This window comes from Hymenobacter sp. 5317J-9, assembly GCF_022921075.1.
Taxonomy (GTDB): domain Bacteria; phylum Bacteroidota; class Bacteroidia; order Cytophagales; family Hymenobacteraceae; genus Hymenobacter.
The window spans coordinates 1,004,300-1,026,180 of the sequence record NZ_CP095050.1 but is presented as its reverse complement, the minus strand read 5'-3'; the positions used below and the strand labels follow the sequence as shown (position 1 = coordinate 1,026,180).

Annotated in this window: 18 protein-coding genes; 5 read left to right on the top strand and 13 right to left on the bottom strand. The window is 64.2% G+C overall.

Annotated elements, in window-relative coordinates; translation table 11 throughout:
* Positions 1–3: 3 nt before the first annotated feature.
* Both MUN81_RS04125 and uvrA read right to left on the bottom strand, forming a co-directional pair.
* Complete coding sequence (locus tag MUN81_RS04125; RefSeq protein WP_245115325.1) at positions 4–435, bottom strand: hypothetical protein; 432 nt, start codon at positions 433–435, stop codon at positions 4–6.
* Between the two features lie 67 nt (positions 436–502).
* Positions 503–3,526: an excinuclease ABC subunit UvrA gene (gene uvrA / locus MUN81_RS04120; protein ID WP_245115323.1), complete on the bottom strand. Its 3,024-nt coding sequence runs from the start codon at positions 3,524–3,526 to the stop codon at positions 503–505.
* 268 nt (positions 3,527–3,794) lie between these two features.
* Between uvrA and MUN81_RS04115 the strand changes: the two genes are divergently transcribed.
* Both MUN81_RS04115 and MUN81_RS04110 read left to right on the top strand, forming a co-directional pair.
* The gene (locus MUN81_RS04115; RefSeq protein ID WP_245115321.1) at positions 3,795–4,226 is read left to right on the top strand and encodes a hypothetical protein; all 432 of its coding nucleotides are present in this window, start codon (positions 3,795–3,797) and stop codon (positions 4,224–4,226) included.
* A 117-nt stretch (positions 4,227–4,343) separates the two neighbouring features.
* Positions 4,344–4,814 (top strand): hypothetical protein, encoded by a 471-nt coding sequence (locus tag MUN81_RS04110; protein WP_245115319.1) that lies wholly within the window; start codon positions 4,344–4,346, stop codon positions 4,812–4,814.
* Positions 4,815–4,890: 76 nt separating this feature from the next.
* On the opposite strand, the gene MUN81_RS04105 is transcribed toward MUN81_RS04110, so the two are convergent.
* Entirely contained in the window at positions 4,891–5,829 is a 939-nt protein-coding gene (locus tag MUN81_RS04105; RefSeq protein ID WP_245115317.1) for a T9SS type A sorting domain-containing protein, read from the bottom strand.
* Between the two features lie 155 nt (positions 5,830–5,984).
* Positions 5,985–7,379 (bottom strand): asparagine--tRNA ligase, encoded by a 1,395-nt coding sequence (gene asnS / locus MUN81_RS04100; RefSeq protein ID WP_245115315.1) that lies wholly within the window; start codon positions 7,377–7,379, stop codon positions 5,985–5,987.
* A 199-nt stretch (positions 7,380–7,578) separates the two neighbouring features.
* Here asnS and rpoN point away from each other — a divergent pair, with 199 nt between their 5' ends.
* Both rpoN and MUN81_RS04090 read left to right on the top strand, forming a co-directional pair.
* Complete coding sequence (gene rpoN / locus MUN81_RS04095) at positions 7,579–9,159, top strand: RNA polymerase factor sigma-54 (RefSeq protein WP_245115313.1); 1,581 nt, start codon at positions 7,579–7,581, stop codon at positions 9,157–9,159.
* Between the two features lie 71 nt (positions 9,160–9,230).
* Positions 9,231–11,984, top strand: coding sequence for a PAS domain-containing hybrid sensor histidine kinase/response regulator (locus MUN81_RS04090; RefSeq protein ID WP_245115312.1), 2,754 nt, complete (start codon positions 9,231–9,233; stop codon positions 11,982–11,984).
* 102 nt (positions 11,985–12,086) lie between these two features.
* On the opposite strand, the gene MUN81_RS04085 is transcribed toward MUN81_RS04090, so the two are convergent.
* The 7 genes from MUN81_RS04085 to MUN81_RS04055 form a co-directional block, all read right to left on the bottom strand.
* Positions 12,087–12,542, bottom strand: a complete 456-nt coding sequence (locus MUN81_RS04085) for a DUF559 domain-containing protein (protein WP_245115311.1) — start codon at positions 12,540–12,542, stop codon at positions 12,087–12,089.
* Between the two features lie 545 nt (positions 12,543–13,087).
* On the bottom strand, positions 13,088–13,798 hold the full coding sequence (locus tag MUN81_RS04080; RefSeq protein ID WP_245115310.1) for a hypothetical protein: 711 nt from the start codon (positions 13,796–13,798) through the stop codon (positions 13,088–13,090).
* Between the two features lie 91 nt (positions 13,799–13,889).
* Positions 13,890–14,033 carry a hypothetical protein gene (locus MUN81_RS04075; protein WP_245115309.1) on the bottom strand — a complete coding sequence of 48 codons (144 nt, stop codon included), beginning with the start codon at positions 14,031–14,033 and terminating at the stop codon, positions 13,890–13,892.
* A 24-nt stretch (positions 14,034–14,057) separates the two neighbouring features.
* Positions 14,058–14,597, bottom strand: coding sequence for a hypothetical protein (locus MUN81_RS04070; protein ID WP_245115308.1), 540 nt, complete (start codon positions 14,595–14,597; stop codon positions 14,058–14,060).
* 36 nt (positions 14,598–14,633) lie between these two features.
* Positions 14,634–14,921 (bottom strand): hypothetical protein, encoded by a 288-nt coding sequence (locus tag MUN81_RS04065; RefSeq protein ID WP_245115307.1) that lies wholly within the window; start codon positions 14,919–14,921, stop codon positions 14,634–14,636.
* Positions 14,922–14,957: 36 nt separating this feature from the next.
* Positions 14,958–15,497, bottom strand: a complete 540-nt coding sequence (locus MUN81_RS04060) for a DUF6252 family protein (protein ID WP_245115306.1) — start codon at positions 15,495–15,497, stop codon at positions 14,958–14,960.
* A gap of 370 nt (positions 15,498–15,867) precedes the next feature.
* Positions 15,868–17,880: a hypothetical protein gene (locus MUN81_RS04055; protein WP_245115305.1), complete on the bottom strand. Its 2,013-nt coding sequence runs from the start codon at positions 17,878–17,880 to the stop codon at positions 15,868–15,870.
* A gap of 273 nt (positions 17,881–18,153) precedes the next feature.
* Between MUN81_RS04055 and MUN81_RS04050 the strand changes: the two genes are divergently transcribed.
* Positions 18,154–20,229 carry an OmpA family protein gene (locus MUN81_RS04050; RefSeq protein WP_245115303.1) on the top strand — a complete coding sequence of 692 codons (2,076 nt, stop codon included), beginning with the start codon at positions 18,154–18,156 and terminating at the stop codon, positions 20,227–20,229.
* Positions 20,230–20,304: 75 nt separating this feature from the next.
* Here MUN81_RS04050 and floA read toward each other — a convergent pair whose 3' ends face one another.
* On the bottom strand, positions 20,305–21,309 hold the full coding sequence (floA, locus tag MUN81_RS04045; RefSeq protein WP_245115301.1) for a flotillin-like protein FloA: 1,005 nt from the start codon (positions 21,307–21,309) through the stop codon (positions 20,305–20,307).
* Between the two features lie 31 nt (positions 21,310–21,340).
* On the bottom strand, positions 21,341–21,805 hold the full coding sequence (locus tag MUN81_RS04040; RefSeq protein WP_245115299.1) for an NfeD family protein: 465 nt from the start codon (positions 21,803–21,805) through the stop codon (positions 21,341–21,343).
* Positions 21,806–21,881: the final 76 nt, after the last annotated feature.

The following is a 21,881-nucleotide window of genomic DNA, read 5'->3' as shown; positions in this document are numbered from 1 at the left end:
GCGCTACTTGGCCGGCCCCACGGCAGCCGCTTCCCACTGCAGCTCGTAGGAATCGCAGCGCAGGGCGTTGATGTTCATGCGGAAACGGCCGGTGGCGGTTTTGCCCGCAATCTTGCCGCCCAAATCAAAGCACCAAGCCGTGGCTCCGCCGTTGGGCGGCTCGCAGATGCGGCCCGCAATGGTGCCGTTGCTCACGGCAAACGTGCCCTTGGTGGGGCCGGCACCGCCCAGCATCTCCAGCTTCCCATCGCAGCGCCAGTAGCCTTTAAAGGTGAAGTCGCGGATGGTCTTACCGTCGGGTGCCAGCACAAAGCTCAAAGTGTTGCCCTTAAGCCCGTTGGTGAATTTGCCCTCGAAGCGGGTGCCGGCCGGGGGCGCGGTGGGATGGGCGGCGCTTAAGGCCGCCAACAATGGAAACAGTAGCAATGCACGCATAGGATGGAAAATAAATGAGGCCGGCAAATAACTATTTGCCGGCCTCATTCGCAATATCCCTTTCTGTTTAGACCGTGGCGTACTTGCTGGTGCGCAATTCCTCAGCCAGGAAGCGGGCGGTGTGGCCCTTACCGGCCTTGGCCACCTGCTCGGGCGTGCCCTGGGCCACGATGGTGCCGCCGCCCGCGCCGCCCTCGGGGCCGATGTCGATGACGTGGTCGGCTACCTTAATCAGGTCGAGGTTGTGCTCGATGATGAGGACGGTATTGCCCTTGTCGGCGAGCTTCTGGAGCACGTCGGCGAGGTGGTTGATGTCCTCGAAGTGCAGGCCAGTGGTGGGCTCGTCCAGGATGTAGAACGTCTTGCCGGTGTCCTTCTTGCTGAGTTCGGTGGCGAGTTTCACGCGCTGGGCCTCGCCGCCCGAAAGCGTGGTGGCCTGCTGGCCCAGCGTGAGGTAGCCGAGGCCGACCTCGTTCAGGGTCTTGATTTTACGCAGGATGCGGGGCTGGAACTCGAAGAACTCCACGGCCTTCTCCACGGTCATGTCCAGAATGTCGGTGATGGACTTGCCTTTGAAGCGGACTTCCAGCGTTTCGCGGTTGTAGCGGCGGCCCTTGCAGGTTTCGCAGGGCACGTGCACGTCGGGCAGGAAGTTCATCTCGATGGTGCGAATGCCGGCGCCCTCGCAGGTTTCGCAGCGCCCGCCCTTCACGTTAAAGGAGAAGCGGCCGGGACCGTAGCCCCGGATTTTCGCCTCCGCCATCTCGCCAAACAGCTGCCGGATTTCGGTGAACACGCCCGTGTAAGTAGCCGGGTTCGAGCGCGGCGTGCGCCCAATGGGCGACTGGTCGACCTCAATCACCTTGTCGATAAACTCCAGCCCCTCAATGCTGCCATACGCCAGCGGCTCCTTCTTGGAATTGAAGAAGTGCTGGTTCAGAATTGGATACAGCGTATCATGGATGAGCGTGGACTTGCCCGAGCCGGACACGCCCGTGACGGCCACCAGCTTGCCCAGCGGCACTTTCAGCGTCACGTTTTTGAGGTTGTTGCCTTTGGCGCCTTTCAGCACCAGCTCGGTGCCTTCGCCCTTGCGCTTCTTCTTCTGCAGCTCGATGTGCTTCTGCCCGCTGAGGTACTGCGAGGTGAGCGAACCGGAGTTGAAAATCTCCTGCGGTGTGCCCGAGGCCACGATGTGGCCGCCGTGGATGCCCGCGCCGGGACCAATGTCGAGCACGTGGTCGGCGTGCAGAATCATGTCCTTGTCATGCTCCACCACAATCACCGAGTTGCCGATGTCGCGCAGGTGCTGCAGGGCCTTGATGAGGCGCTCGTTGTCGCGCTGGTGCAGGCCGATGCTGGGTTCGTCCATGATGTAGAGCACGCCCACGAGCTGGGTGCCAATCTGCGTAGCGAGGCGGATGCGCTGGCTTTCGCCGCCGCTCAGCGTGCGCACCGGGCGGTGCAGGTTCAGGTAGTCCAGCCCGACTTCCAGCAGGAAGCCGATGCGCTTGCGGATTTCCTTCAGCAGTTCGCACGCAATCACGTTCTGGCGTTCGCTCAGCCGGTCTTCCAGGCCTTCAAACCAGCCAGCCAGCTCGTTCAGGTCCATTACCGACAGCTCGCCAATGTGCTTGTCGTCCATCTTAAAGTGTAGGCTCTCCTTCTTGAGGCGGTAGCCGCTACACTCCGGGCAAGTCTGGGCCTGCGCATACTGCGCAATCCACTCCCGAATGTTGTCCGACTCGGAATCCATCTGCCGCCGCAGAAAGGGGATAATGCCCTCAAATGGCTCCGTGAAAGTGCCTTTGCCGCTGTCGGCCTCGTCTTCCGAAATGCCATGCAGCAGGCGCTTGAGCAGTTCCTCGGGCAGCTTCTCAATGGGCGTGTTCAGCGTGGCCTTGTTCTTTTTGAGGATGAGCGAAAGCTGCTGAAAAATCCAGATGTCGCGGAATTCGCCCAGCGGCGCGATGCCGCCGCGCGCGATGCTCAGCTTGCGGTCGGGCAGCACGCTGTCCTCCGTGATTTCCTGCACCTCGCCCAGGCCGTTGCAAGTGGGGCAGGCGCCGTAGGGCGAGTTGAAAGAGAACGTGTTAGGCGCCGGGTCGTCGTAGGCGATGCCGGTGGCCGGGTCCATCAAAAAGCGCGAGAAGAACTGCGGCGCGGCTTTTTTGGCGTCGGGGTCGAGCACCAGCATGGTGCCTTTGCCGTGCGTGAGGGCATTTTGCACCGAGCCGCTGAGACGGAACCGGTCCTCTTCCTTCACGATGAGCCGGTCGATGACGATTTCGATGTCGTGGATTTTGTAGCGGTCCACCTGCATCTTGGGCGTGATGTCGAGGATTTCGCCATCCACCCGCACTTTGGCGAAGCCCAGCTTGGCAATCTTCTGGAAATCTTCGCGGTAGTGGCCCTTGCGGCCCTTCACTACCGGCGCCAGCACCACCAGCTTCTTGCCGTCGAAGTGTTTGAGAATGTAGTTGATGATTTGGTCGTCGCTCTGCCGAATCATCTTCTTGCCCGTGGCGTAGCTGAAAGCTTCAGCGGTACGCGCATAGAGTAGACGCAGGAAGTCATAAATCTCGGTGATGGTGCCCACCGTGGAGCGGGGGTTGCGCGAGGTCGTCTTCTGCTCGATGCTGATAACCGGCGACAGGCCCTCAATCTTGTCCACGTCGGGCCGCTCCAAGCCGCCCATGAAGCTGCGGGCGTAGGCCGAAAACGTCTCCATGTAGCGCCGCTGCCCCTCGGCATAAATGGTGTCGAAGGCCAGGCTGCTCTTGCCCGAGCCCGAGATGCCCGTGAACACCACCAACCGGTTGCGCGGAATCTGCACGCTCACGTTCTTGAGGTTGTGCTCGCGAGCGCCGTACACTTCAATGAAAGGGGCTTCGAGGTGCTGCGAGGCAGGGCTGTGGCCGTTGAGCTGGCCGTGCACGAGCCCGGTGGTGGGCCCGGCGGCCGGAATCTCGGCAATGTCGCGCACGGCAGCAGCCGTATCGGCGGCGCCGTTTTTGACCGTGGTTATCGGAGCGGCAGCTTTGGCCTTGGGGGCGGGGGCAACCGGGGTAGCAGTGGATTTTTTGGCCATTCAGGAACGCAGCGAATAATTCTGCAAAAGTACGGGAAACGCCTGCCGCAGGCTAACGTGAAATACAAACCGCTGAAACCGGCAAGCTGCGGGGCGTCGGCGAACAACATCCACGGGCGCACTTTTGTGCCCGGTTTTTTCAGATGCCGCCAGCAGCCGCCCGGCACAGGCCAACGCCGGGACTTTTGCAGCGTACAAAGACGCATCTGCAGCCTGGCACTGTCCTTGCGTAGGCTTGTTTATTCACCCCTGTTTTTTGCTTGGTATCATGAAAAAGCTCCATAAAATCCTCTGTGCTTCGTTGGTCGGCCTGTTGGCCCTGGCCGCGGCTCCGGCCCGGGCCCAGGTCAAGCTGCCACCGTGGCTCGACAAAAACGCGCCCGCTTCGCAGCCGGCTCCCCAACCCCAGACTCAGCCCACGGTCATCATCGGTGGCAACAACCCCGTCATCGTCGACCGCGTGCCCACCGACGACCGGTACCGCGACGGCCGCTACCGCAAGCCCCTGCCTCCCGGCCAGGCCAAAAAATACGGCTACCGCGCCAATCCCAGCAACGGCGGCCTCCCCCCCGGCCAGGCCAAGAAACAAGGCTATTATTACAACGATGGCCGCCGTTACGACGACCGCCGTTACGACGACCGTGACCACGACGACCATGGCAAAGGCAAAGGCCACGGTCATGGCAAAGGCAAGCACTAAGCTCACCTGCTTCCAGTTTGTTACGCAAAGCCCCGCCCACCCTGCGGGGCTTTGTTGTGCCTGGCGTTTGGCATCTTCCTTGCAACTGGGATGTTGTCTTGTTTCTTTTTAAAACCGATGAAAACGCTCTCTAACTTCTTGTGCGCCGCGCTGCTGGGCCTGCTGGTGCTGACGGCGGCACCCACCGCCCGGGCCCAGACCTACGGCCCGCCCGCCTGGGGCCCGCCCGTGCCGCAGGGCACGCAGTTCTATTACATCCCCGAAATTGATGGGTATTACGACCTGTATGCCCAGCAGTACATCGTGTTCCAGAACGGGCAGTGGGTGGCCCTGCCGCCTTCCTACTACGACCCCTACGCCTTTCACCCGGTCATTCTCGACTACCGCGGCCGCCAGCCCTGGGTGTTTGTGAATGCCCACCGCGACCGGTACCCGCGCCGCGTGGTGGTGGTGCAGCCGCGCCGCGCCATGCCGCCGGGCCAGGTGCGCCGGGCCTACCGCGACGGCTACCAGCAAGGCCGCTACGAGGACAACCGGGGCCACGGCCACGACAATAACAACGGCCGCGGCCGCTCCCGCCGCGATTAGTCCGTTCTCCCTGACAGTCACAAAAAAAGCCCTGCTTTTCAGCAGGGCCTCTTTTGTGCGCCGACCGACGAGCGGCTTACTCTACGATTACGCGCTTGGAGATGAAGGCCGTGCCGGTAGTCAGTTGCAGGGTGTAGACGCCCGCGGCCAGTTGGCTGATGTCGAGTTGGCCTTGGGCACCGGCCGGGCCGGCGGGCAGCACCTGCCGGTGCGCCACCTGGCCCAAGGCATTTGTGAGGGTGGCGGCTACGGGTTGGTGGGTGAGTTCAGCGGGCACCAGCACGTTCAGCAGCTGGCAAGCGGGGTTGGGAAAGAGGCTCACCAAGGCCGCCTCACGGCTCTCACGGTTGGCCAGCCCGGTGCGGCTGATGACGAACTGGGTATTGGGCCGATTGGCGGCGTAGCGCACCGTGGGAATAGCCACGCTGTTGACTTGGGTGGCGTGCACTCCCGAGGCGGCGGTCACGGCCGTGTACTGCCAGCTGATGTCGGCGGTGGGGGTGCCGTTGCGGTACCAGTCCACCAGTACTTCCACGTTGCTGGTGCCGTTCCAGGCGAAGGGCGTGCTCAGCGCGAAGGTTTTGAATCCCGTGCCCGTGGGCATAGACAGCGTGAGGTTGGTGTAGACGGGCGTAGCGGTGGCTACTTCGGTGGCCCAGGTCACGGGGTCGCCGCCCAGGTTGGTGGCCGAGGTGCTTTTCATGTACACCGAAAGCTGCGAGTCAGCGCTGGTGAGTTCCCCAGTGCCGCCCTTGAACCAGGCAATGCTAACGATGTTGCCCGGCACAGCGCCAGCAGCGGTGAGCTCGGCGGCCGAAAAGATGGAGATGGTGCGCGCGTACTTGTTGGTGGTGGTGCTGGTGCTTAGCAGCACGTTGGTGGCGCTGGCGGAAGTACCCGCGCCAATTGTAATGGTGACCGGCGTCTGCGCCTGCGCGGCGCGGCCAAGGCCTAGCAGCAGCAAGGCGCTGCCGGCGCGTTTGGCCGCTCGGGAAGAGAGAAAATGTATACGCATGAGGTGGAAAGGGGAAAGAGGGTGAAAAGAAAAAACCGCTTTCAAATTACCACATATTCACCTCACTTCATGAATATTTCATTTTTGCATAGTATCGAGCAACAAAAAAGCGGCTTGTTGGGCCGCTTTTTTGGTGTGGTTGACCTGATTAAGATTTAAAATGCCGCATTCTTGGGATAGCGCGGGAAGGGAATTACGTCGCGGATGTTGCTCATGCCCGTCACGAACAGCACGAGGCGCTCGAAGCCCAGGCCGAAGCCGGCGTGGGGCGCTGTGCCGAAGCGGCGGGTGTCGAGGTACCAGTCCAGCTCGTCGGCGGGCACGTGCATCTCGGCCATGCGGGTGGTGAGCTTGGTGTAGTCCTCTTCGCGCTGCGAGCCGCCGATGATTTCGCCGATGCCCGGAAACAGCACGTCCATGGCGCGCACGGTGCGGCCGTCGTCGTCCAGCTTCATGTAGAAGGCCTTGATTTCCTTCGGATAGTTGGTCAGGATGACGGGCTTTTTGAAGTGCTTCTCCACCAGGTACCGCTCGTGCTCGCTCTGCAGGTCGGTGCCCCAGTCCACGGGGAATTCAAACTTCTGCTTGGCCGACTTCAGGATTTCCACGGCCTCGGTGTAGGTGAGGCGCTGGAAGGCGTTGTCGATGACGAAGTTGAGGCGGCCCAGCAACTCCTTGTCGTACTGGTCGTTGAGGAACTGCAGGTCGTCGGCGCAGTGCTCGAGAGCGTAGCGCACCAAGCTCTGGAGGAAGTCCTCGGCCAGGTCCATGTTTTCTTCGAGCTCGTTGAAAGCCACTTCGGGCTCAATCATCCAGAACTCGGCCAGGTGGCGGGCGGTGTTGGAGTTCTCGGCCCGGAACGTGGGGCCGAAGGTGTAGATGCTGCCCAGGGCCATGGCCGCCAACTCGCCTTCGAGCTGGCCCGACACGGTGAGGTTGGTTTGCTTGCCGAAGAAGTCCTCCGAAAAGTCCACCGAGCCGTCGGCGGTGCGGGGCGGGTGCTCGGGCGGCAGCGTGGTGACGCGGAACATCTGGCCGGCGCCCTCGGCGTCGGAACCAGTGATGATGGGCGTGTGCACGTAGTAGAAGCCGTGGCGGTTGAAGTAGTCGTGGATGGCAAAGGCCAGCGCGTGGCGCACGCGCAGCACCGCCCCGAAGGTGTTGGTGCGGGGGCGCAGGTGAGCAATTTCGCGCAGGTGCTCCAGCGAGGTGGCTTTCTTTTGCAGGGGGTAAGCTTCGGCATCGGCGGCGCCCAGCACGGTCACTTCGGTGGCCTGAATTTCCACGGCCTGGCCTTTGCCCTGCGAAGCCACCAGCTGGCCCCGAATGGCCACGCAGGCGCCGTTGCTCACGTCTTTGAGAGTTTCCTCGGGAAAGTTCTCGGCGGCGGCCACGGCCTGAATGGTGTGGATGGTGGAGCCGTCGTTCACGATAATAAACTGCACGTACTTGTTGCCGCGGCGGGAGCGAACCCAGCCTTTGACGAGGACTTCGCGGTCGAGGTCCTGGCTGGCCAGGAGTTCTTTGACGGTGGACCGTTTGAGGGACATAGTGTTGGAGAAGCGGGTGTGAGAGGGCAAAGGTAGGGCCGTGGGCCTGTACCCCGAAGCTGTGCTTCGGCTCGCGTGGAACGACAGATGTGCTGACGCGAGCCGAAGCACAGCTTCGGGGTACGAGCTTACATCAACTTTTCATGCCAAGTTTTAGTAAAATTGACCGCCGGCCCCTCCTTTCCGTAATTTCGCTACTATGCAACGTCTCGACCTCAAACAGCTCCTTTCCCAAAAGCTTAGCCCGCAGCAGATTCAGTTCATCAAGCTGCTGCAAATCCCGACGGCGGAGCTTGAGACGCGCATCAAGGAGGAAATGGAGGTGAACCCCGCGCTGGAAGAAGACGAGCCCGACGAACCCGAAGACCTGGACCGCGACGACGACGGCGACGATTCCGACGACCCCGACGCCAGCCTCGACAACGACGACAACACCCTGGACGAGGATTTTGAGGACCGCAGCAGCCAGGACACGGCCGACGAAATGCCCGAGCCCGACCTGGCCGCCAAGGAAGACCTGGCTTCGACCGACGAAGCCCCCGACAACACCGACCTCGACCTGAGCGACTATCTCAACGACGACGAAATAGCCGGCTACAAGATGCAGGGCGACGGCCCCGGCGAAGAAGAGGAGCGCGACACGCCCCTGGCCGACACCAGCGGCTCCTTGCTGGACTCGCTGCTCGACCAGCTGCACTTTGCCGACCTCGACGAGCGCCAGGAGGCCATTGGCCAGCAGCTGATTGGCTCGATTGACGGCGACGGCTACATCCGGCGCGACCTTTCGGCCATTGCCAACGACTTGGCCTTTAGCCAGAACCTGGAGGTGACTGTGCCCGAGATTGAGGCCGTGCTGCGCGTGGTGCAGCAGTTCGACCCGCCCGGCATCGCGGCGCGCGACCTGCCCGAGTGCCTGCTGCTGCAGCTGGAGCGCCGCCCGCAGGACGAGAACACCGTGAACGCCGAGCGCATTCTGACCGATACGTTTGAGGAGTTCAGCAAGAAACACTACCCCCGCATTCAGCAGAAGCTGGACTTGGAGGATGACGAGCTGAAAGAAGCCATCAACGTGATTCTGAAGCTGAACCCGAAGCCGGGCGGCAGCGGCCCCACCGGCCTGGGCAAGACGCAGTACCTGATGCCGGACTTCATTCTGACGAACGACAACGGCGTGCTCAACCTGACCCTGAACGCCCGCAACGCCCCCGAGCTGCGCGTGAGCCCGGCCTACACCGAGATGTTCCGGACCTACGACAAGGCCGCCAAGAAGGACACCAAGATGAAGGAAGCCGTGACCTTCGTGAAGCAGAAGCTGGATTCGGCCAAGTGGTTCATCGACGCCATCCGGCAGCGGCAGAACACGCTGCTGCGCACCATGAACGCCATTGTGGAGCTGCAGCGCGAGTTCTTTCTGGAAGGGGACGAGGGCAAGCTCAAGCCGATGATTCTGAAAGACATTGCCCAGATGATTGGCATGGACATTTCGACGGTGAGCCGCGTGGCCAACTCCAAGTCTATTCAGACGGAGTTCGGCATTTACCCCCTCAAGTACTTTTTCTCCGAAGGCATTGCCACCGACTCGGGCGAGGACGCCAGCAGCCGCGAGGTGAAAAGCATCCTCAAAGACCTCATCGGCAAGGAAAACAAGGACCGGCCGCTGAGCGACGACAAGCTGGAGAAGATGCTCAACGCCCGCGGCTACAACATTGCCCGCCGCACCGTGGCCAAGTACCGTGAGCAGTTGAACATTCCGGTGGCGCGGCTACGCAAGGAGCTGTAGGAGGTCGGGAAAGGGAAAGCTCCCCCACCGTCTCCCTCCCCATTTCCCCCGCGCGTCGGCATATTTACGTTGTGAAAACCGACGCCCTGCCCACCGACACCGCCGACCTGCGCGAACTGCTGCTGGCTGAGCGCGCCCGCCGCGAACACGCCGAAGCCGAGCTGCAGCAGCTATACGCCCTCAGCCGCATCCCGCTGCTCAACCCCAACCCTATTCTGCGGCTCGACGCCACGGGGCGGCTGCTGTTTGCCAATCACGCGGCCGGGCTGCTGGCCCAGGAGCTGGAAGCCACGGGGCCTTCGCGGGTGCGTCCTCAGCTGTTGCAGGCCGCCACCCAGGCCCTGCGCACCGGCGAAACGGCCCAGGGCGAGGTGACGGCCAACGGCCGCCACTACCTGCTGGTAACGGTGCCTGTGGTGGAAGACGGCCACGCCATGCTCTACCTCACCGACGTGACGGCCCAGCGCCAGGCCGAACAGGAAAACCGCTGGCAGCGCGAGTTCTACGAAACCATTTTGGCCCACCTGCCGGCCGTGGTGACGGTGCTCGACCCCGACCAGCGCTACCGCTACATCAACCCCTACGCCGAGCCCGACGCGGCCAAGCGACGGAACCGCATCGGCCTGTCCTTTGCCGAGCACGCGGCCGCCATTGGCCTGCCCGATGCCCTGGTGACGCGCCGCCACCGCCTCTTTGAGCGCGCCGTGAGCAGCCGCCAACTGGTGAGCTGGGAGGAGCGCTGGCCCGGCCCCGACGGCCAGATAAAACTGTACTGGTTGTGCTACTACCAGCCCATCTTCGGTCCCGACGGGGTGCTGCGCGAGGTAATGTGCTACGGGCTCGACATCACCATCCGGCGGCAGGCAGAGGCCCGCGTGCGCGAAAACGAAGCCGAAATGAAGGCCCAGCAGGCGTTTACCAACCTGGTGCTCGACCTCAACCCCAACCTCATCTGGGTGCGCGACGCGCAGGGCCGCACCGTGTTCGAAAACGCCGAGATGCGCGCCCAACGCCGCCACATTGCCGAGGTGGCCGGGGCGCCCTCGATGGAGGCGGCCATGAGCAAGGACGAAATTCAGGTGGCCATTCTGGCCGACCAGCAGGTGCTCAGCACCGGTCAGTCGCTCACCACGCAAATGTCGGTGAAGCTGGCCAACGGCGAAGTCAAGTGGTACCAGACCGTGCGCTGCCCCCTGGTGCCGGCCGACGACACCGTGCAGGTGCTGGGCGTGAGCACCGACATTACCGCCCTGAAACAGGCCCAGCAGGCCGCCGAGGCCGCCGCCCTGGCCCGCGAAAACTTCCTGGCCAACATGAGCCACGAAATCCGCACGCCCCTGAACGGCGTGCTGGGTATGACCAGCCTGCTGGCCAAAACCGGCCTCAACGAGCAGCAGCGCAACTACACGGCCATCATTCAGCACTCGGGGCGGCACTTGCTGAGCGTGGTGAACGACGTGCTCGACATGGCCAAAATCACCTCCGGCAAGCTGGAGCTGGAGCAGTCGGCCTTCAACCTCTGCGACTCGATGGGCCGGGCCGCCGAGCCCCTGGTGCTGCAGGCCCAGGAAAAGGGCATTCGGGTGGTGGGCACGCTGCTGCGCGACTCCTGCCCCCACCCCTGGGTGCTGGGCGACTCCTACCGCCTCAACCAAGTGCTGATAAACCTGCTCTCGAACGCCATCAAGTTCACGCCGGCGGGCGGCACGGTGAGCGTGGGCGGCTACTTTGTGAGCGAAACCGACGACACGCTCACCACCGAGTTTCGGGTCACCGACACGGGCATCGGCATTGCCCCCGACAAGCTCGAGAGCATCTTCCTTGAATTCACGCAGGCCTACGCCGACACCACCCGGCAGTTTGGCGGCACGGGCTTGGGCCTGAGCATCAGCCGGGCGCTGGTGCAGCAAATGGGCGGCCAGCTCACGGTGCAGAGCGAGCAGGGCAAAGGCAGCTCGTTTTCCTTCGTCACCACCCTGCCCAAGGCCAGCCCCGAAGCCCGGCAGGAAGCCCTGGCGCCCCAGGCGGCGGGCCAGGAGGCAGCCGTGCGCGGCGCCCGCGTGCTGCTGGTGGAAGACAACCCCGTGAACCGCGAAGTGGCCCAGCTGCTGCTCGAAAGCCACGGCGTGGTGGTGCACGAAGCCGCCAGCGGCCTCGAAGCCCTGGAGCAGTTTGAGCTGCACCGCTACGACGTGGTGCTGATGGACATTCAGATGCCGGGCATGAACGGCCTGGAGGCCACGGCCCGCATCCGTGCCCACGCCGACCCCGTGAAGGCGGCCACGCCCATTCTGGCCCTCACGGCCAACGCCTTCCGGGCCGATGCCGAGAAGTACGTGGCCGCCGGCATGAACGACACCCTGCCCAAGCCCTTCGACGAGGCCGAGCTGCTCAGCAAGCTGGCCGCGCTGATGGCCGGCGGAAGCAGCCAGCCCGCCGACCGGCCCGCCCCCGCGCCGCCCGCCCCGGCGCCGCTGCCGGCCGCGCCCGAAGCCGCCGGCCCGCTCTTCGACCTGGCCCTGCTGCGCGAAACGGCCCACGGCAGCACCACCTTCATGAACCGCATCCTGGCCTCGTTTCACACCAATACCCCTGCCAGCGTGGCCGAGCTGCGCACCGCCCTGGCCGCCGCCGACTGGCCCGCCGCTGCCGCCGTGGCCCACAAGCTGCGCCCCTCGCTGCGCCTGATTGGGGCGGCCCAGGTGGTGACGCCCCTCGCCGCCGTGGAAGCCCCGGATTCGAGCGACGCCGAGCGGCAGGCCGGCACCGAGCAGCTGATTGCGGGGCTGGAAGTGCTGCTGGCGGGGCTGCCGAAGGAGGTGTAGCGTAGGGGTGCCTTATCCTCCGGGCGTGGCGCCTCACCCCCCGGCCCCCTCTCCCGAGGGAGAGGGGGAGCCACGGCGGCGCATGCTGCGCGGGCGGGCGCTTCACCCCCCGGCCCCCTCTCCCGAGGGAGAGGGGGAGCCAGATGAGGGGCGGCTGCCTGGGTTGGGCGGTTGGAGGGCGGCCTGGATTTCGCGCAGCACCTGGGGCAGGTTCGTGAGGATTTGGTGGTTGGGGAAGCGCAGGAGGCGGTAGCCGTGCTCGGCGAGCAGGGCGGTGCGGCCGGCGTCGTAGGCCTGCTGGTCGGGCGGGAGGTGGGCGGCGCCGTCGGCTTCCAGCACCAGCTTGGCTTCGATGCACACGAAGTCGACGACGTAGCGGTCGATGGGGTGCTGGCGGCGGAACCTGGCCCCGATTTTTCCGCCGCGCAGGGCCTGCCACAGGGCTTCTTCGGCCGCGGTGGACTGCCGGCGCATGGCGCGGGCGCGGCCCTTGAGGTCGAGCCGGCCGTACTGGCGCTTGTCGGCGCTGAAGATGTAGTCTTCGCGGTGATGCTCCATGCGTTGGGGAATGAGTGATGGCGGAGCGGGGCGTTCAGACGGGGCGCCTACGCCCCCGGGCGGCGCGGGCGGGCGCCTCACCCCCGGCCCCCTCTCCCAAGGGAGAGGGGGAGCCTGACGTTGTTGGGGTTGAAATAGCTGCTGAAAATATAGTAGAAATATCACTGCGCCGCCGTGGCTCCCCCTCTCCCTCGGGAGAGGGGGCCGGGGGTGAGGCGCCCGCCCGCGCCGCCGGGGGTGAGGCGCCACGCCCGCGCCGCCGTGGCTCCCCCTCTCCCTTGGGAGAGGGGGCCGGGGGTGAGGCGCCACGCCCGCGCCGCCTACGCCCAGGGGCGCCCCACACACGCCGCCACCCGCGGTAGCGCCCGCCAGCACACCTACCACGCCACCCGCCACCCGTGGCAGACTACCCCGGCACCGTTCCCACGCCCCCCGCCACGGGTGGCAGGGCATAGAAGTACAGTGCCCCTGCCCGTCGCCACAGGTGGCGGATGGCAGGGGCACATCGGGCGAGGCCCTCGCCACGCGTGGCGAGGGGGCTGGGGTCAGGCCGTAGCGGCGGGGACTTTGGCCGCTTTGTCGCGGCCGGGGTTGCGGTTGGGCAGCAGGCCGTAGTTGAAGTAGAGGTAGGCCTGCTCCGGATGCTCCCACAGGGCGCCCAGGGCGGTGCAGTGCGTTTGCCAGAGCAGCTGGGTGGCTTGGGCCCACTGCCCGCCGATGCTGCCGATGGTTTCCTTGGCCACTTTCAGGCCGGCGTCTTTGGCGGCGCTGGCGGCTGTGAGCTCAGCCAAGAGGGCGGTGGCGGCGGGGCTGGGGTCGGCGGGAAAGTCGGCGGCGTGGGCTTTCAGGGCCTGGGCGAAGGCATCGAAGCGCACGGGCAGGTCGGTGGCGTTGGCTTCGGTGAGGTGCATGAGGCCCTGGGGCAGCAGCTCCTTCAGCTTGCCGGGCTGCTGGCGGTAGGCGGGCACCAGCTGCACGGCGTGGGTGTCTTGCACAAACACGCGCATGGCGCGCAGCACGTCCTTCTTGGAGCGGGTGAGGGCCTGGCCGGTGGCGCCCTGGCCTTCGCGCGTCACCACGGCGCCGCCCAGCGCGGTGGCGGCGGCCTGCAGGTCGGCGCTCAGCTTTTTGAGGGCGGGCACGGGGCTGCCGGCCGTGGCCGTGGCGGTGTAGTTCAGGAAGGCCAGAAACGTGGCCCGGCTGCACCGGATGTTGGCGAAATGGTTTTCGTACAGGTCGTGGTAGGGAGCGGCCATAAGCGGTAAAGGGTTGAGGTTAGGTTGTGAGGCGGGAAGGTAGCGGACAGCCAAGAACTTCCCGCCTAAACCGGATATTTTTTGAGACGAGCTAGCGGTTGATGTCAAGCCAATTATTGTGCGGCGCAACGGGGCCGGGCACGGTGGCCTGCGTGGTGGGCCCGCCGGTCTTTTGGGCCAGGCTGCCGGAAACGCTGGCCAGCACCAGCACCAGCGAAAGTAGAAACTGCTTCATATGGAAAAGGAAAAAGTGAAAAAATTAAAAGCGTGAATCGAATCTTCCGTAAGTCACGACTATACGACTACAGCCAGGTGTTTCCAGCGTGAAGGAAAAACGCCCTGACACGATGCGATTAACCAAATCCATGCGCGTGAGCTGCATTTGGGCCGGGGAGCTTGCAGACGACACCCAAGTACAGTTGCTGAGGTAGTCGGAGAATGTTAAAGTCCTCCCATTTTTGCCATCTATAACATAATTGCCTGCCGCGAAAACAGAGTCAATACTGAAGACTATTGCCTGATTTACACGAGTACCGTCTTGACTGCTAAAAGCCCTGGGGCAACTTATTTTTAGCGAGCCATTAAAATATTGAGTTGTAAAAGTTATTCCTGCTGTCGGGTTGCCAGCCGGCAGCCACGCTTGGCCGTTGAGCAGGCAGCCGAAGGTGCTCTGGCCGGTTTGCGTCTCGGGGGGCAGCAGGCTCAGCGGGTCGGTGGGCGGTTCGGGGGCGGGCTCTTTCTTGCAGCCCCCCAGCAGGGAGAGCAGCATTAGGGCGAGGAAAAGGGGGCGTTTGTTCATGACGGAATGGGAAAGCGTGGAACAAAGGAGGGTCCGTTACCCGGCAACGGGGAAGCCGTTGGTGCCGGTGAAGGGCAGGTGGTCGAGGAGCTGCAGGCCGTATTCTTCGAGGATGCCCGAGGCCACGCGGCTTTTGTCGAGGTACTGAAAGACGGCGTTGAGGGAATCGGCAAAGGCCGTGACGGGCGGCGCAAACGCGGGCGGGGCGACGGGGCCGCCCCCGCCGGGCACGGTGGCCTGCGTGGTGGGCCCGCCGGTCTTTTGGGCCTGGCTGCCGGAAACGCTGGCCAGGACCAGCATCATCGAAAGTAGAAACTGCTTCATGTGGAAAAGGGGAAAGTGAAAGGTGAAAAAGCGGTATTAAAAAGGGCAATCGAAGCGGCCGTTGGTCACTTCCACCCGCCCGCAGCCCGGCGTTTCCAGCGTGAAGGAGAAGCGGCCCGACACGATGCGGTTGGGCAGGTCCAGCTTGGTGATTTCCACCGTGGCCGGGTGCGAGGCGTTGGGGTAATACAGGCAGTTGGTCCTTACATCGTCGTAACTGACGAAGCTGGTGTCTCTTCTGATTAAGGTGTAGCGGCCTACGGTAGTGATGTTGTCGATACCGATTTGTATTACACCTCCGGAAGATTTCCCGTCGGAGGTCAACCCGCTTGCCACCACGCTTAAATGTTTATTCAAGTACTGGGCTGTGAGCACTGGTCCGCCGAGCGGGCTGCCGGCGGGAGTCCAGGCTTGGCCGTTGACGAGGCAGCCGAAGGTGCGCCGGCCGGTCTGGGTTTCGGGCGGCAGCAGGCTGAGCGGGTCGGTGGGCGGCTCGGGCGCGGGGTCTTTCTTGCAGCCCCCCAGCGAGGAGAGCAGCGCCAGTAACAGCAGGAGCTTGGGTATCGGGAAATGCATGGCTGGGGAGGGGTAGAATCCGGGGCCGCACCGCTCGGCCGTGAGGGCCATGCGGAAGTCATCAAACCTAAGTCATTCGGTAGCAGAAGTCAAATAAACATATGTAGTATTCAGACTTTTAAAACAGGCTCTTTCGTGTCGGCCTGGAATCGAATGCGATGGTGTCAACTCAAAACGGCTGTTTTGCGGGGCGCAGAAGGGACATTACGCAGCGCGTAAAACCAATTTGATAACATTGTGCTCTGGACACGCGCCGCAGCTGGTCCACATACCCAACGGTACACAAAGGCCCCAACCACTCACGTAGCCGGGGCTTCTTACCCTGGGCCACCTGGCGCGGGGACGCGGACTACAGAGTCCGCGCTACGGCCTACCGCCGCCCCACGCGCCACTCCGCCGTCAGCTCAAAGTAGGGCAGCACGCGGGTGGTTTCGCGGTCCAGGTCCAGGGCCGAGTAGCTGCTGCCGAGGAAGGTGCCCTTGCCCACGGTGTAGGTGGAAAAGGTGCGCAGCCACTGCAGCCACAGGCTGGCCGTGAGGTGGAAGCCCGCCACCGCGTGCCGCTCCACGGCCACCTCGGGGCCGTGCTGCCGGGTGATGTTGTGCAGGTAGATGAGCTGCGGCGAGGGGTTGGCCGCCGTGGCTTCGGGCAGCAGGGCGGCGCGGCCGTAGTTGCGCTGCTCCAGCAGGCGGTAGCCCAGGCGCAGGCTGGTGCTGCCACGGGGCCCCGCCCACCCCTGCCGCGCCCCTACAGAAAAGTCGTGCGTCACGCTGGTATCCAGGGGGCTCTCCCGAAACTGCGACCAGTTGAGCTGGCCCACGCGGTTTTCGCGGCGCACGTAGTCGGCCAGCAGCAGCAGGCGGGGCCGCAGCTGGTAGCTGATGCTCTGGGTTTGCTCCAGCACGCGGCTGGCGCGGTTGCGGGCCTGCTCGGTGGGCTGGTCGCGCACCTGGTAGCTCACCCACAGGTGGTACTGCGAGCGGATGCTCCATTTGCCCGGTGCCCACGTAAAGCCCGGTTCCCAGTGCAGCAGGTGGTCGGCGTAGTTTTCGGCGCTCAGCCCCGCCCGGATGAACACCGTCTGGCGGTACTCGCCGGCCACGCCCAGCGTGGTGCGGAAGGCTCCGGCCCAACGCCCCGTCCAGGTCAGGCGGGCCAGGTGCTGGGCTTCGTCGCGGGTTTGCTGGTTGTCTTTGCTGGGGGCGTCCACGCGCAGCAGCTGGGCGGTGCCCACCACGTCGAGCGAGTGCCGGGGCGTGGGCAGCCAGGTCAGGCTGCCTTGCCAGAGCGTGGTTTGCTCGGTGATGTCCTTCACCTGCTCGCGGCTGAGGGCGGCGGCCAGGCGCGGGGCGCTCAGCCGGCGCGAGTTGTCGAGGTAGTAGGCGCGGGTGCGCTCCCGGTAGTTGAACACGATGCTGGCCTGCAGCCGGGGCCGGCCAAAGCGCAGCTCCTGCCGCGTGTCGAGCTCGCGCTGGCGGTAGCCCACGTCCTGCAGCGTGTCGGCGCCCTCGCTCAGGCGCCGGTACAGGAAGGCGCGCGTGGGCAGCAGCACGCTGTTGTCGGAGCGCAGGGTGGCATAGTCGTTCACCTTGTAGGTGGCCCCGGCCTGGGCCAGCACCGTGTCGGACTGAATGCGCTGCACCGAGCCCAGCAGGTAGTCCTCGGCGCGGTTGGTGCGGTAGCCCAGCCGGCCCTGCACCGTCACGGGCGCATCGGCCATGAAGGCCTGCTCGCCGGTGGCTTCGGCCACCAGCCGCTGCATGGTGCGCGGGCCCAGCCGCGAGCGGGTGCCCAGCACGCGCAGGGCCAGCGGCGGCGCCGCGGTGCCGTTGAGGAAATACAGCGCCGCCGCGTCGAAGCCGTAGGCCACGCCGGCGTCGTTGCGGCCGTTGCGGCGGTCAGTGGCCAGGCCGCCCAGCACCGTGAGGTGCAGCTGGGAAAGCGAGTCGGCCGACCCCGCGGGGCGCAGGCGGCGCTGGTAGCCCAGGCGGCCCAGCCACAGGCCGGTGCGGGTGGCGTTGGCGCGGCTCTGGTCGTAGTGCAGCTGCTGGCCCAGCTGCCAGTGGTTGGCGGCGTCGAGGACGAAGACGTGGGCCACGTCGGCGCCGTAGTCCTCGCGCACAAAGGGCGGCGTGCCGCGCGAGTCGTAAATCATGTCGGTGCCCACGCGGTAGCGCAGCTGCTGGCGCGGCCCCAGCTGCAGGTAGCCGCGGGCGCCGGTGGTTTGCACGAAGGTGCTCACGCCCACCCGCCGGGCCCGGGCCAGCAGAAACAAGGCGGTGTCGGCCCCGGCCGGCCGCAGGCCGCTGAACACCGGCCCAAACGGCGTGGCGCCCACCAGCACCTGGGCCCGGCCCGAAAAACTACCTACTAGGAAAAACAATAAAACCAATGCCGCACTGGCGCGCCAAAATCCGGGGCAGTTACCCGCTCCAAACGCCCGCTCACGCACCGAAAACACTGGAATTGCCACGAATAGGCGGCCCCCGAAATGCTGCCTCGCGGAACCGTATCGGGAAGGTAATACATTCGCTTGGGAGGCTCCGCAAATCCTTTTTCGTTAGGTTAGCTGTGCAAAACTGCTTCCCGGTTCCGTTGCAAATCCCGTTATTTGTCAGACTTAGCGCTGTTGTTACGTTTTCATGCTGCCGATACTATGAATAATTATCTTATCCGGAATTTGCTGCTGGCCGTGCCCGCCACGATGCTGCTGGCGGCCGCGCCGGCTGCCGCCCAACACGTGCAGTGGGCCGCTCGCCTCGTAGCGGTTTCGTCCTACAAAGCCGAAGGCAAAGAGCCCTTCTCGCCCAACCAGGTGCTGGGCGTGCCCAACGCCCTGCCGCTGGGCCAAATCAGCAACGACGCCTGGATTCCGCGCAAGGAAGGGCCCAATGAGTTCATCGAAGTGCGCTTTGCCCGCTCCATTCAGGCGCAGCAGGTCACCATCGTGGAGAACTTCAATCCGGGCTCCATCACCAAGGTGGAGCTGGTGGACACCAAGGGCGAGCACCACGAGGTGTATACCAACGACAACCCCGGCCCGCTGCCCGAGGCCTTCCGCACGCTGGAAGTGCGCTTCCCGCCGGCCGACTACCGCACCCTGGGCGTGAAAGTGTACATGAACACCGCCAAGGTGGAAGGCGTGAACCAGATTGACGCCATCGGCATCGCCGATGTGGCCTCCACCATGGTGAAGCAGGCCTTCGACGCCCCCAAGGGCCCCGATGCCATCAAGTCGAGCCAGTTCGACTCTTCGCTGGTGAACCTGGGGCCGAACGTGAACACGCGCTACGTGGACACCCACCCCGTGATTTCGCCCGACGGCCGCACCCTCTACTTCGCCCGCCAAAGCATGCCCGAAAACGTGGGCGGCGGCCGCGACCCGCAGGACGTGTACTACTCCACGCTGGTGAGCGGCCGCAACAAAACCTGGAGCAAGGCCAAAAACATCGGCGGCCCCATTAACACCCCCGACGACCCCAACGGCCTGGCCTCGGTGTCGGCCAACGGCCAGAGCGCCATCGTCATCAACATCTACAACCGCGACGGCACCATCGACCCGCAGGGCTGCAGCCTCAGCAAGCGCACCCGCATGGGCTGGACGCAGCCCGTGAAGCAGGACATCAAGGACTTCATCAACCTCGACAAGGAGCACGTCGACTTCTTCCTGGCCACTTCGGGCAAGGCCCTGCTCATGGCCGTGGAGCGCCCCGACGGCCTGGGCGGCCAGGACTTGTTCGTGAGCTTCCCGGTGCCCGAAACGCCTAACACCTGGACCAAGCCCAAGAGCCTGGGCCGCACCGTAAACACCGAAAAATCGGACTTCGCCCCCTTCCTAGCCGCCGATGAAAAGACGCTGTACTTCGCCAGCGACGGCCGCGGCGGCTACGGCAAGTCGGACATTTTCTACACCAAGCGCCTCGACGACAGCTGGACCAACTGGAGCACGCCCCGCAACCTGGGCCCGGTGGTGAACTCGCCCGACTTCGACGCCTACTACACCATCTCGGCCGCCGGCCAGGACGCCTACCTAGTGTCGTCGCGCAACGGCATCGACAACTCCAAGGACATTTTCCGCATCTCGCTGGCCCCCGCCTTCCAGCCCGAAGTGGTGACGCTGGTGACCGGCCAGGTGCTGGACGTGAACACCAAAAAGCCCATCCGGGCCATTATTCACTACGAAAACCTGCTCACGGGCGAAGAAATCGGCGTGACCGAAACCGACCCGCGCGACGGCTCCTACACCATTGTGCTGCCCAGCGGCGTGCAATACGGTATGCGCGCCGAAGCCAAAGGCTACATCTCCGAAAACGCCAGCCTCGACGTGACGGCCAAGGACAAGTACTCGGAGCAGAAGGAAGACCTGTTCCTGGTGCCCTTCGACGTGGGCCAGACCGTGAAGCTGAACAACATCTTCTTCCAGCAGAGCAAGTACTACCTCACCACCACCTCCTACCCCGAGCTGGCCCGCCTCATCCGCATCCTGAAGGAGTACCCGTCGGTCGAAATCAAGATTTCGGGCCACACCGACAACCAGGGCGACCCCGCCCTCAACCTGAAGCTGAGCGTGGACCGCGTGAACGAAGTGAAGAAGTACCTCGTGAGCCACGGCATCAATGGCGGCCGCATCACCACCGAGGGCTTCGGCGGCAGCAAGCCCATTGCCAGCAACGACCAAGAAGAAACCCGCGCCAAAAACCGCCGCGTGGAGTTCACGATTACGAAGAAGTAACGCTCGTTCTGATGGGCGCCTCACCCCCTGCCCCCCTCTCCTTTTTGGAGAGGGGGGCAGGGGGTGAGGCGCCCATCAGGACTGCCGCCCTTCTTCCCTACCCGGCTTGATGCTGCCGCTACCACTGCCACCAGGGTTGGCAATGGAGTCGCGCATTTCGGTATCGGCTTGCACGTTGCGCATTTTGTAGTAGTCCATCACGCCCAGGTTGCCGCTGCGGAAGGCTTCGGCAATGGCCTTGGGGATTTCGGCTTCGGCTTCCACCACGCGGGCTTTGGCGTCCTGGGTTTTGGCGCGGTTTTCCTGCTCCATGGCCACGGCCATGGCGCGGCGCTCTTCGGCGCGGGCTTCGGCCACGCGCAGGTCGGCGCTGGCCTGGTCGGTTTGGAGCTTGGCGCCAATGTTTTCGCCAATATCCACGTCGGCAATGTCAATGGAGAGGATTTCGAACGCCGTGCCGGCATCGAGGCCTTTCGAGAGCACGACTTTGGAAATCTTGTCGGGGTTTTCGAGCACCTCCTTGTGCGATTTCGACGAGCCGATGGTGCTCACGATGCCCTCGCCCACGCGGGCCAGAATGGTTTCTTCGCCGGCGCCGCCCACCAGCTGCGCGATGTTGGCCCGCACCGTGACGCGGGCAATGACGATGAGTTGAATGCCGTCCTGCGACACGGCGGCCACGCTGGGGGTGTTTATCACCTTGGGGTTGACGCTCGTCGTCACGGCCTCAAACACGTTGCGGCCGGCCAAGTCGATGGCCGTGGCCTGCTTGAAGCTGAGCGGAATGTTGGCCTTATCGGCCGAAATCAGGGCTTTGATAACACTCGGCACATTGCCGCCCGCCAAGAAGTGTGTCTCCAGGTCGTTGGCCGTGAGCTGCAGACCGGCCTTAGTGGAGGTGATGAGCGAGTTGACGATGAGCGACGGCGGCACCTTGCGCACCCGCATAAACGCCAGCTGAAACAAGCTCACCCGCACCCCCGAAAAAATAGCCGTGACCCACAGGCTAATCGGGAAGAAATACAGGAACACCAGCAGCACAACGGCCGCTATTGCTAGGGGAAAGATGGGAAAATTCATGGCGTAAAGTAACGCCGAATTCCGCACCGCACTACGCCGCGGCCACCACAATACGGTTGTGCTCAATGCCCAGCACCCGCACCTCGTGGCCGGCAGCCAAAAACTCGCCGCGCGTCACCACTTCCCGCCGCTCGGTACCGAACAAGACCGTGCCCGCCGGACGCAGCGCCGACAGCGTGCGGCCCACCGTGCCGGGCGCCACGTCGGGCCAGCGCGCGTCGCGCACCGAGGCGTCGTTGACGTTGGTGAGGGCCACGCGGGCCAGGTTTTTCGGCCGCAGCCCCACGTACACTATTAGTCCGGCCAGCGCTACCACGCCCACCAGCGCGTAGTGGCCCACGGGCGTGCCGAGGTCGCGGTAGCCCAGCCACACGCCCACCGCCAGCAGCACAAACCCCACAATGCCCACAATGGTAGTGCCGGGAATGAAAATGACTTCGGCGGCCACGAAAAGCAGGCCGAACAGCAACAGCAGCGCAATGGTGAGCCAGGGCATGAGCGTCAGGGAAATGTTTACCTCCTAAAGATACGTAACCTGCCACCCGAAGGCCATATCATAGCTGCCGCGAGGG

What these genes read in the sequence shown, in the direction of transcription:
- MUN81_RS04075 (WP_245115309.1), bottom strand. Translation starts at nt 14,033, where the DNA reads ATGAAGCAGTTTCTACTTTCGCTGGTGCTGGTGCTGGCCAGCGTTTCC.
- rpoN (WP_245115313.1), top strand. Translation starts at nt 7,579, where the DNA reads ATGCAACGTCTCGACCTCAAACAGCTCCTTTCCCAAAAGCTTAGCCCG.
- MUN81_RS04125 (WP_245115325.1), bottom strand. Translation starts at nt 435, where the DNA reads ATGCGTGCATTGCTACTGTTTCCATTGTTGGCGGCCTTAAGCGCCGCC.
- floA (WP_245115301.1), bottom strand. Translation starts at nt 21,309, where the DNA reads ATGAATTTTCCCATCTTTCCCCTAGCAATAGCGGCCGTTGTGCTGCTG.
- asnS (WP_245115315.1), bottom strand. Translation starts at nt 7,379, where the DNA reads ATGTCCCTCAAACGGTCCACCGTCAAAGAACTCCTGGCCAGCCAGGAC.
- MUN81_RS04070 (WP_245115308.1), bottom strand. Translation starts at nt 14,597, where the DNA reads ATGAACAAACGCCCCCTTTTCCTCGCCCTAATGCTGCTCTCCCTGCTG.
- MUN81_RS04085 (WP_245115311.1), bottom strand. Translation starts at nt 12,542, where the DNA reads ATGGAGCATCACCGCGAAGACTACATCTTCAGCGCCGACAAGCGCCAG.
- MUN81_RS04080 (WP_245115310.1), bottom strand. Translation starts at nt 13,798, where the DNA reads ATGGCCGCTCCCTACCACGACCTGTACGAAAACCATTTCGCCAACATC.
- MUN81_RS04105 (WP_245115317.1), bottom strand. Translation starts at nt 5,829, where the DNA reads ATGCGTATACATTTTCTCTCTTCCCGAGCGGCCAAACGCGCCGGCAGC.
- MUN81_RS04110 (WP_245115319.1), top strand. Translation starts at nt 4,344, where the DNA reads ATGAAAACGCTCTCTAACTTCTTGTGCGCCGCGCTGCTGGGCCTGCTG.
- MUN81_RS04115 (WP_245115321.1), top strand. Translation starts at nt 3,795, where the DNA reads ATGAAAAAGCTCCATAAAATCCTCTGTGCTTCGTTGGTCGGCCTGTTG.
- MUN81_RS04040 (WP_245115299.1), bottom strand. Translation starts at nt 21,805, where the DNA reads ATGCCCTGGCTCACCATTGCGCTGCTGTTGCTGTTCGGCCTGCTTTTC.
- uvrA (WP_245115323.1), bottom strand. Translation starts at nt 3,526, where the DNA reads ATGGCCAAAAAATCCACTGCTACCCCGGTTGCCCCCGCCCCCAAGGCC.
- MUN81_RS04060 (WP_245115306.1), bottom strand. Translation starts at nt 15,497, where the DNA reads ATGCATTTCCCGATACCCAAGCTCCTGCTGTTACTGGCGCTGCTCTCC.
- MUN81_RS04050 (WP_245115303.1), top strand. Translation starts at nt 18,154, where the DNA reads ATGAATAATTATCTTATCCGGAATTTGCTGCTGGCCGTGCCCGCCACG.
- MUN81_RS04065 (WP_245115307.1), bottom strand. Translation starts at nt 14,921, where the DNA reads ATGAAGCAGTTTCTACTTTCGATGATGCTGGTCCTGGCCAGCGTTTCC.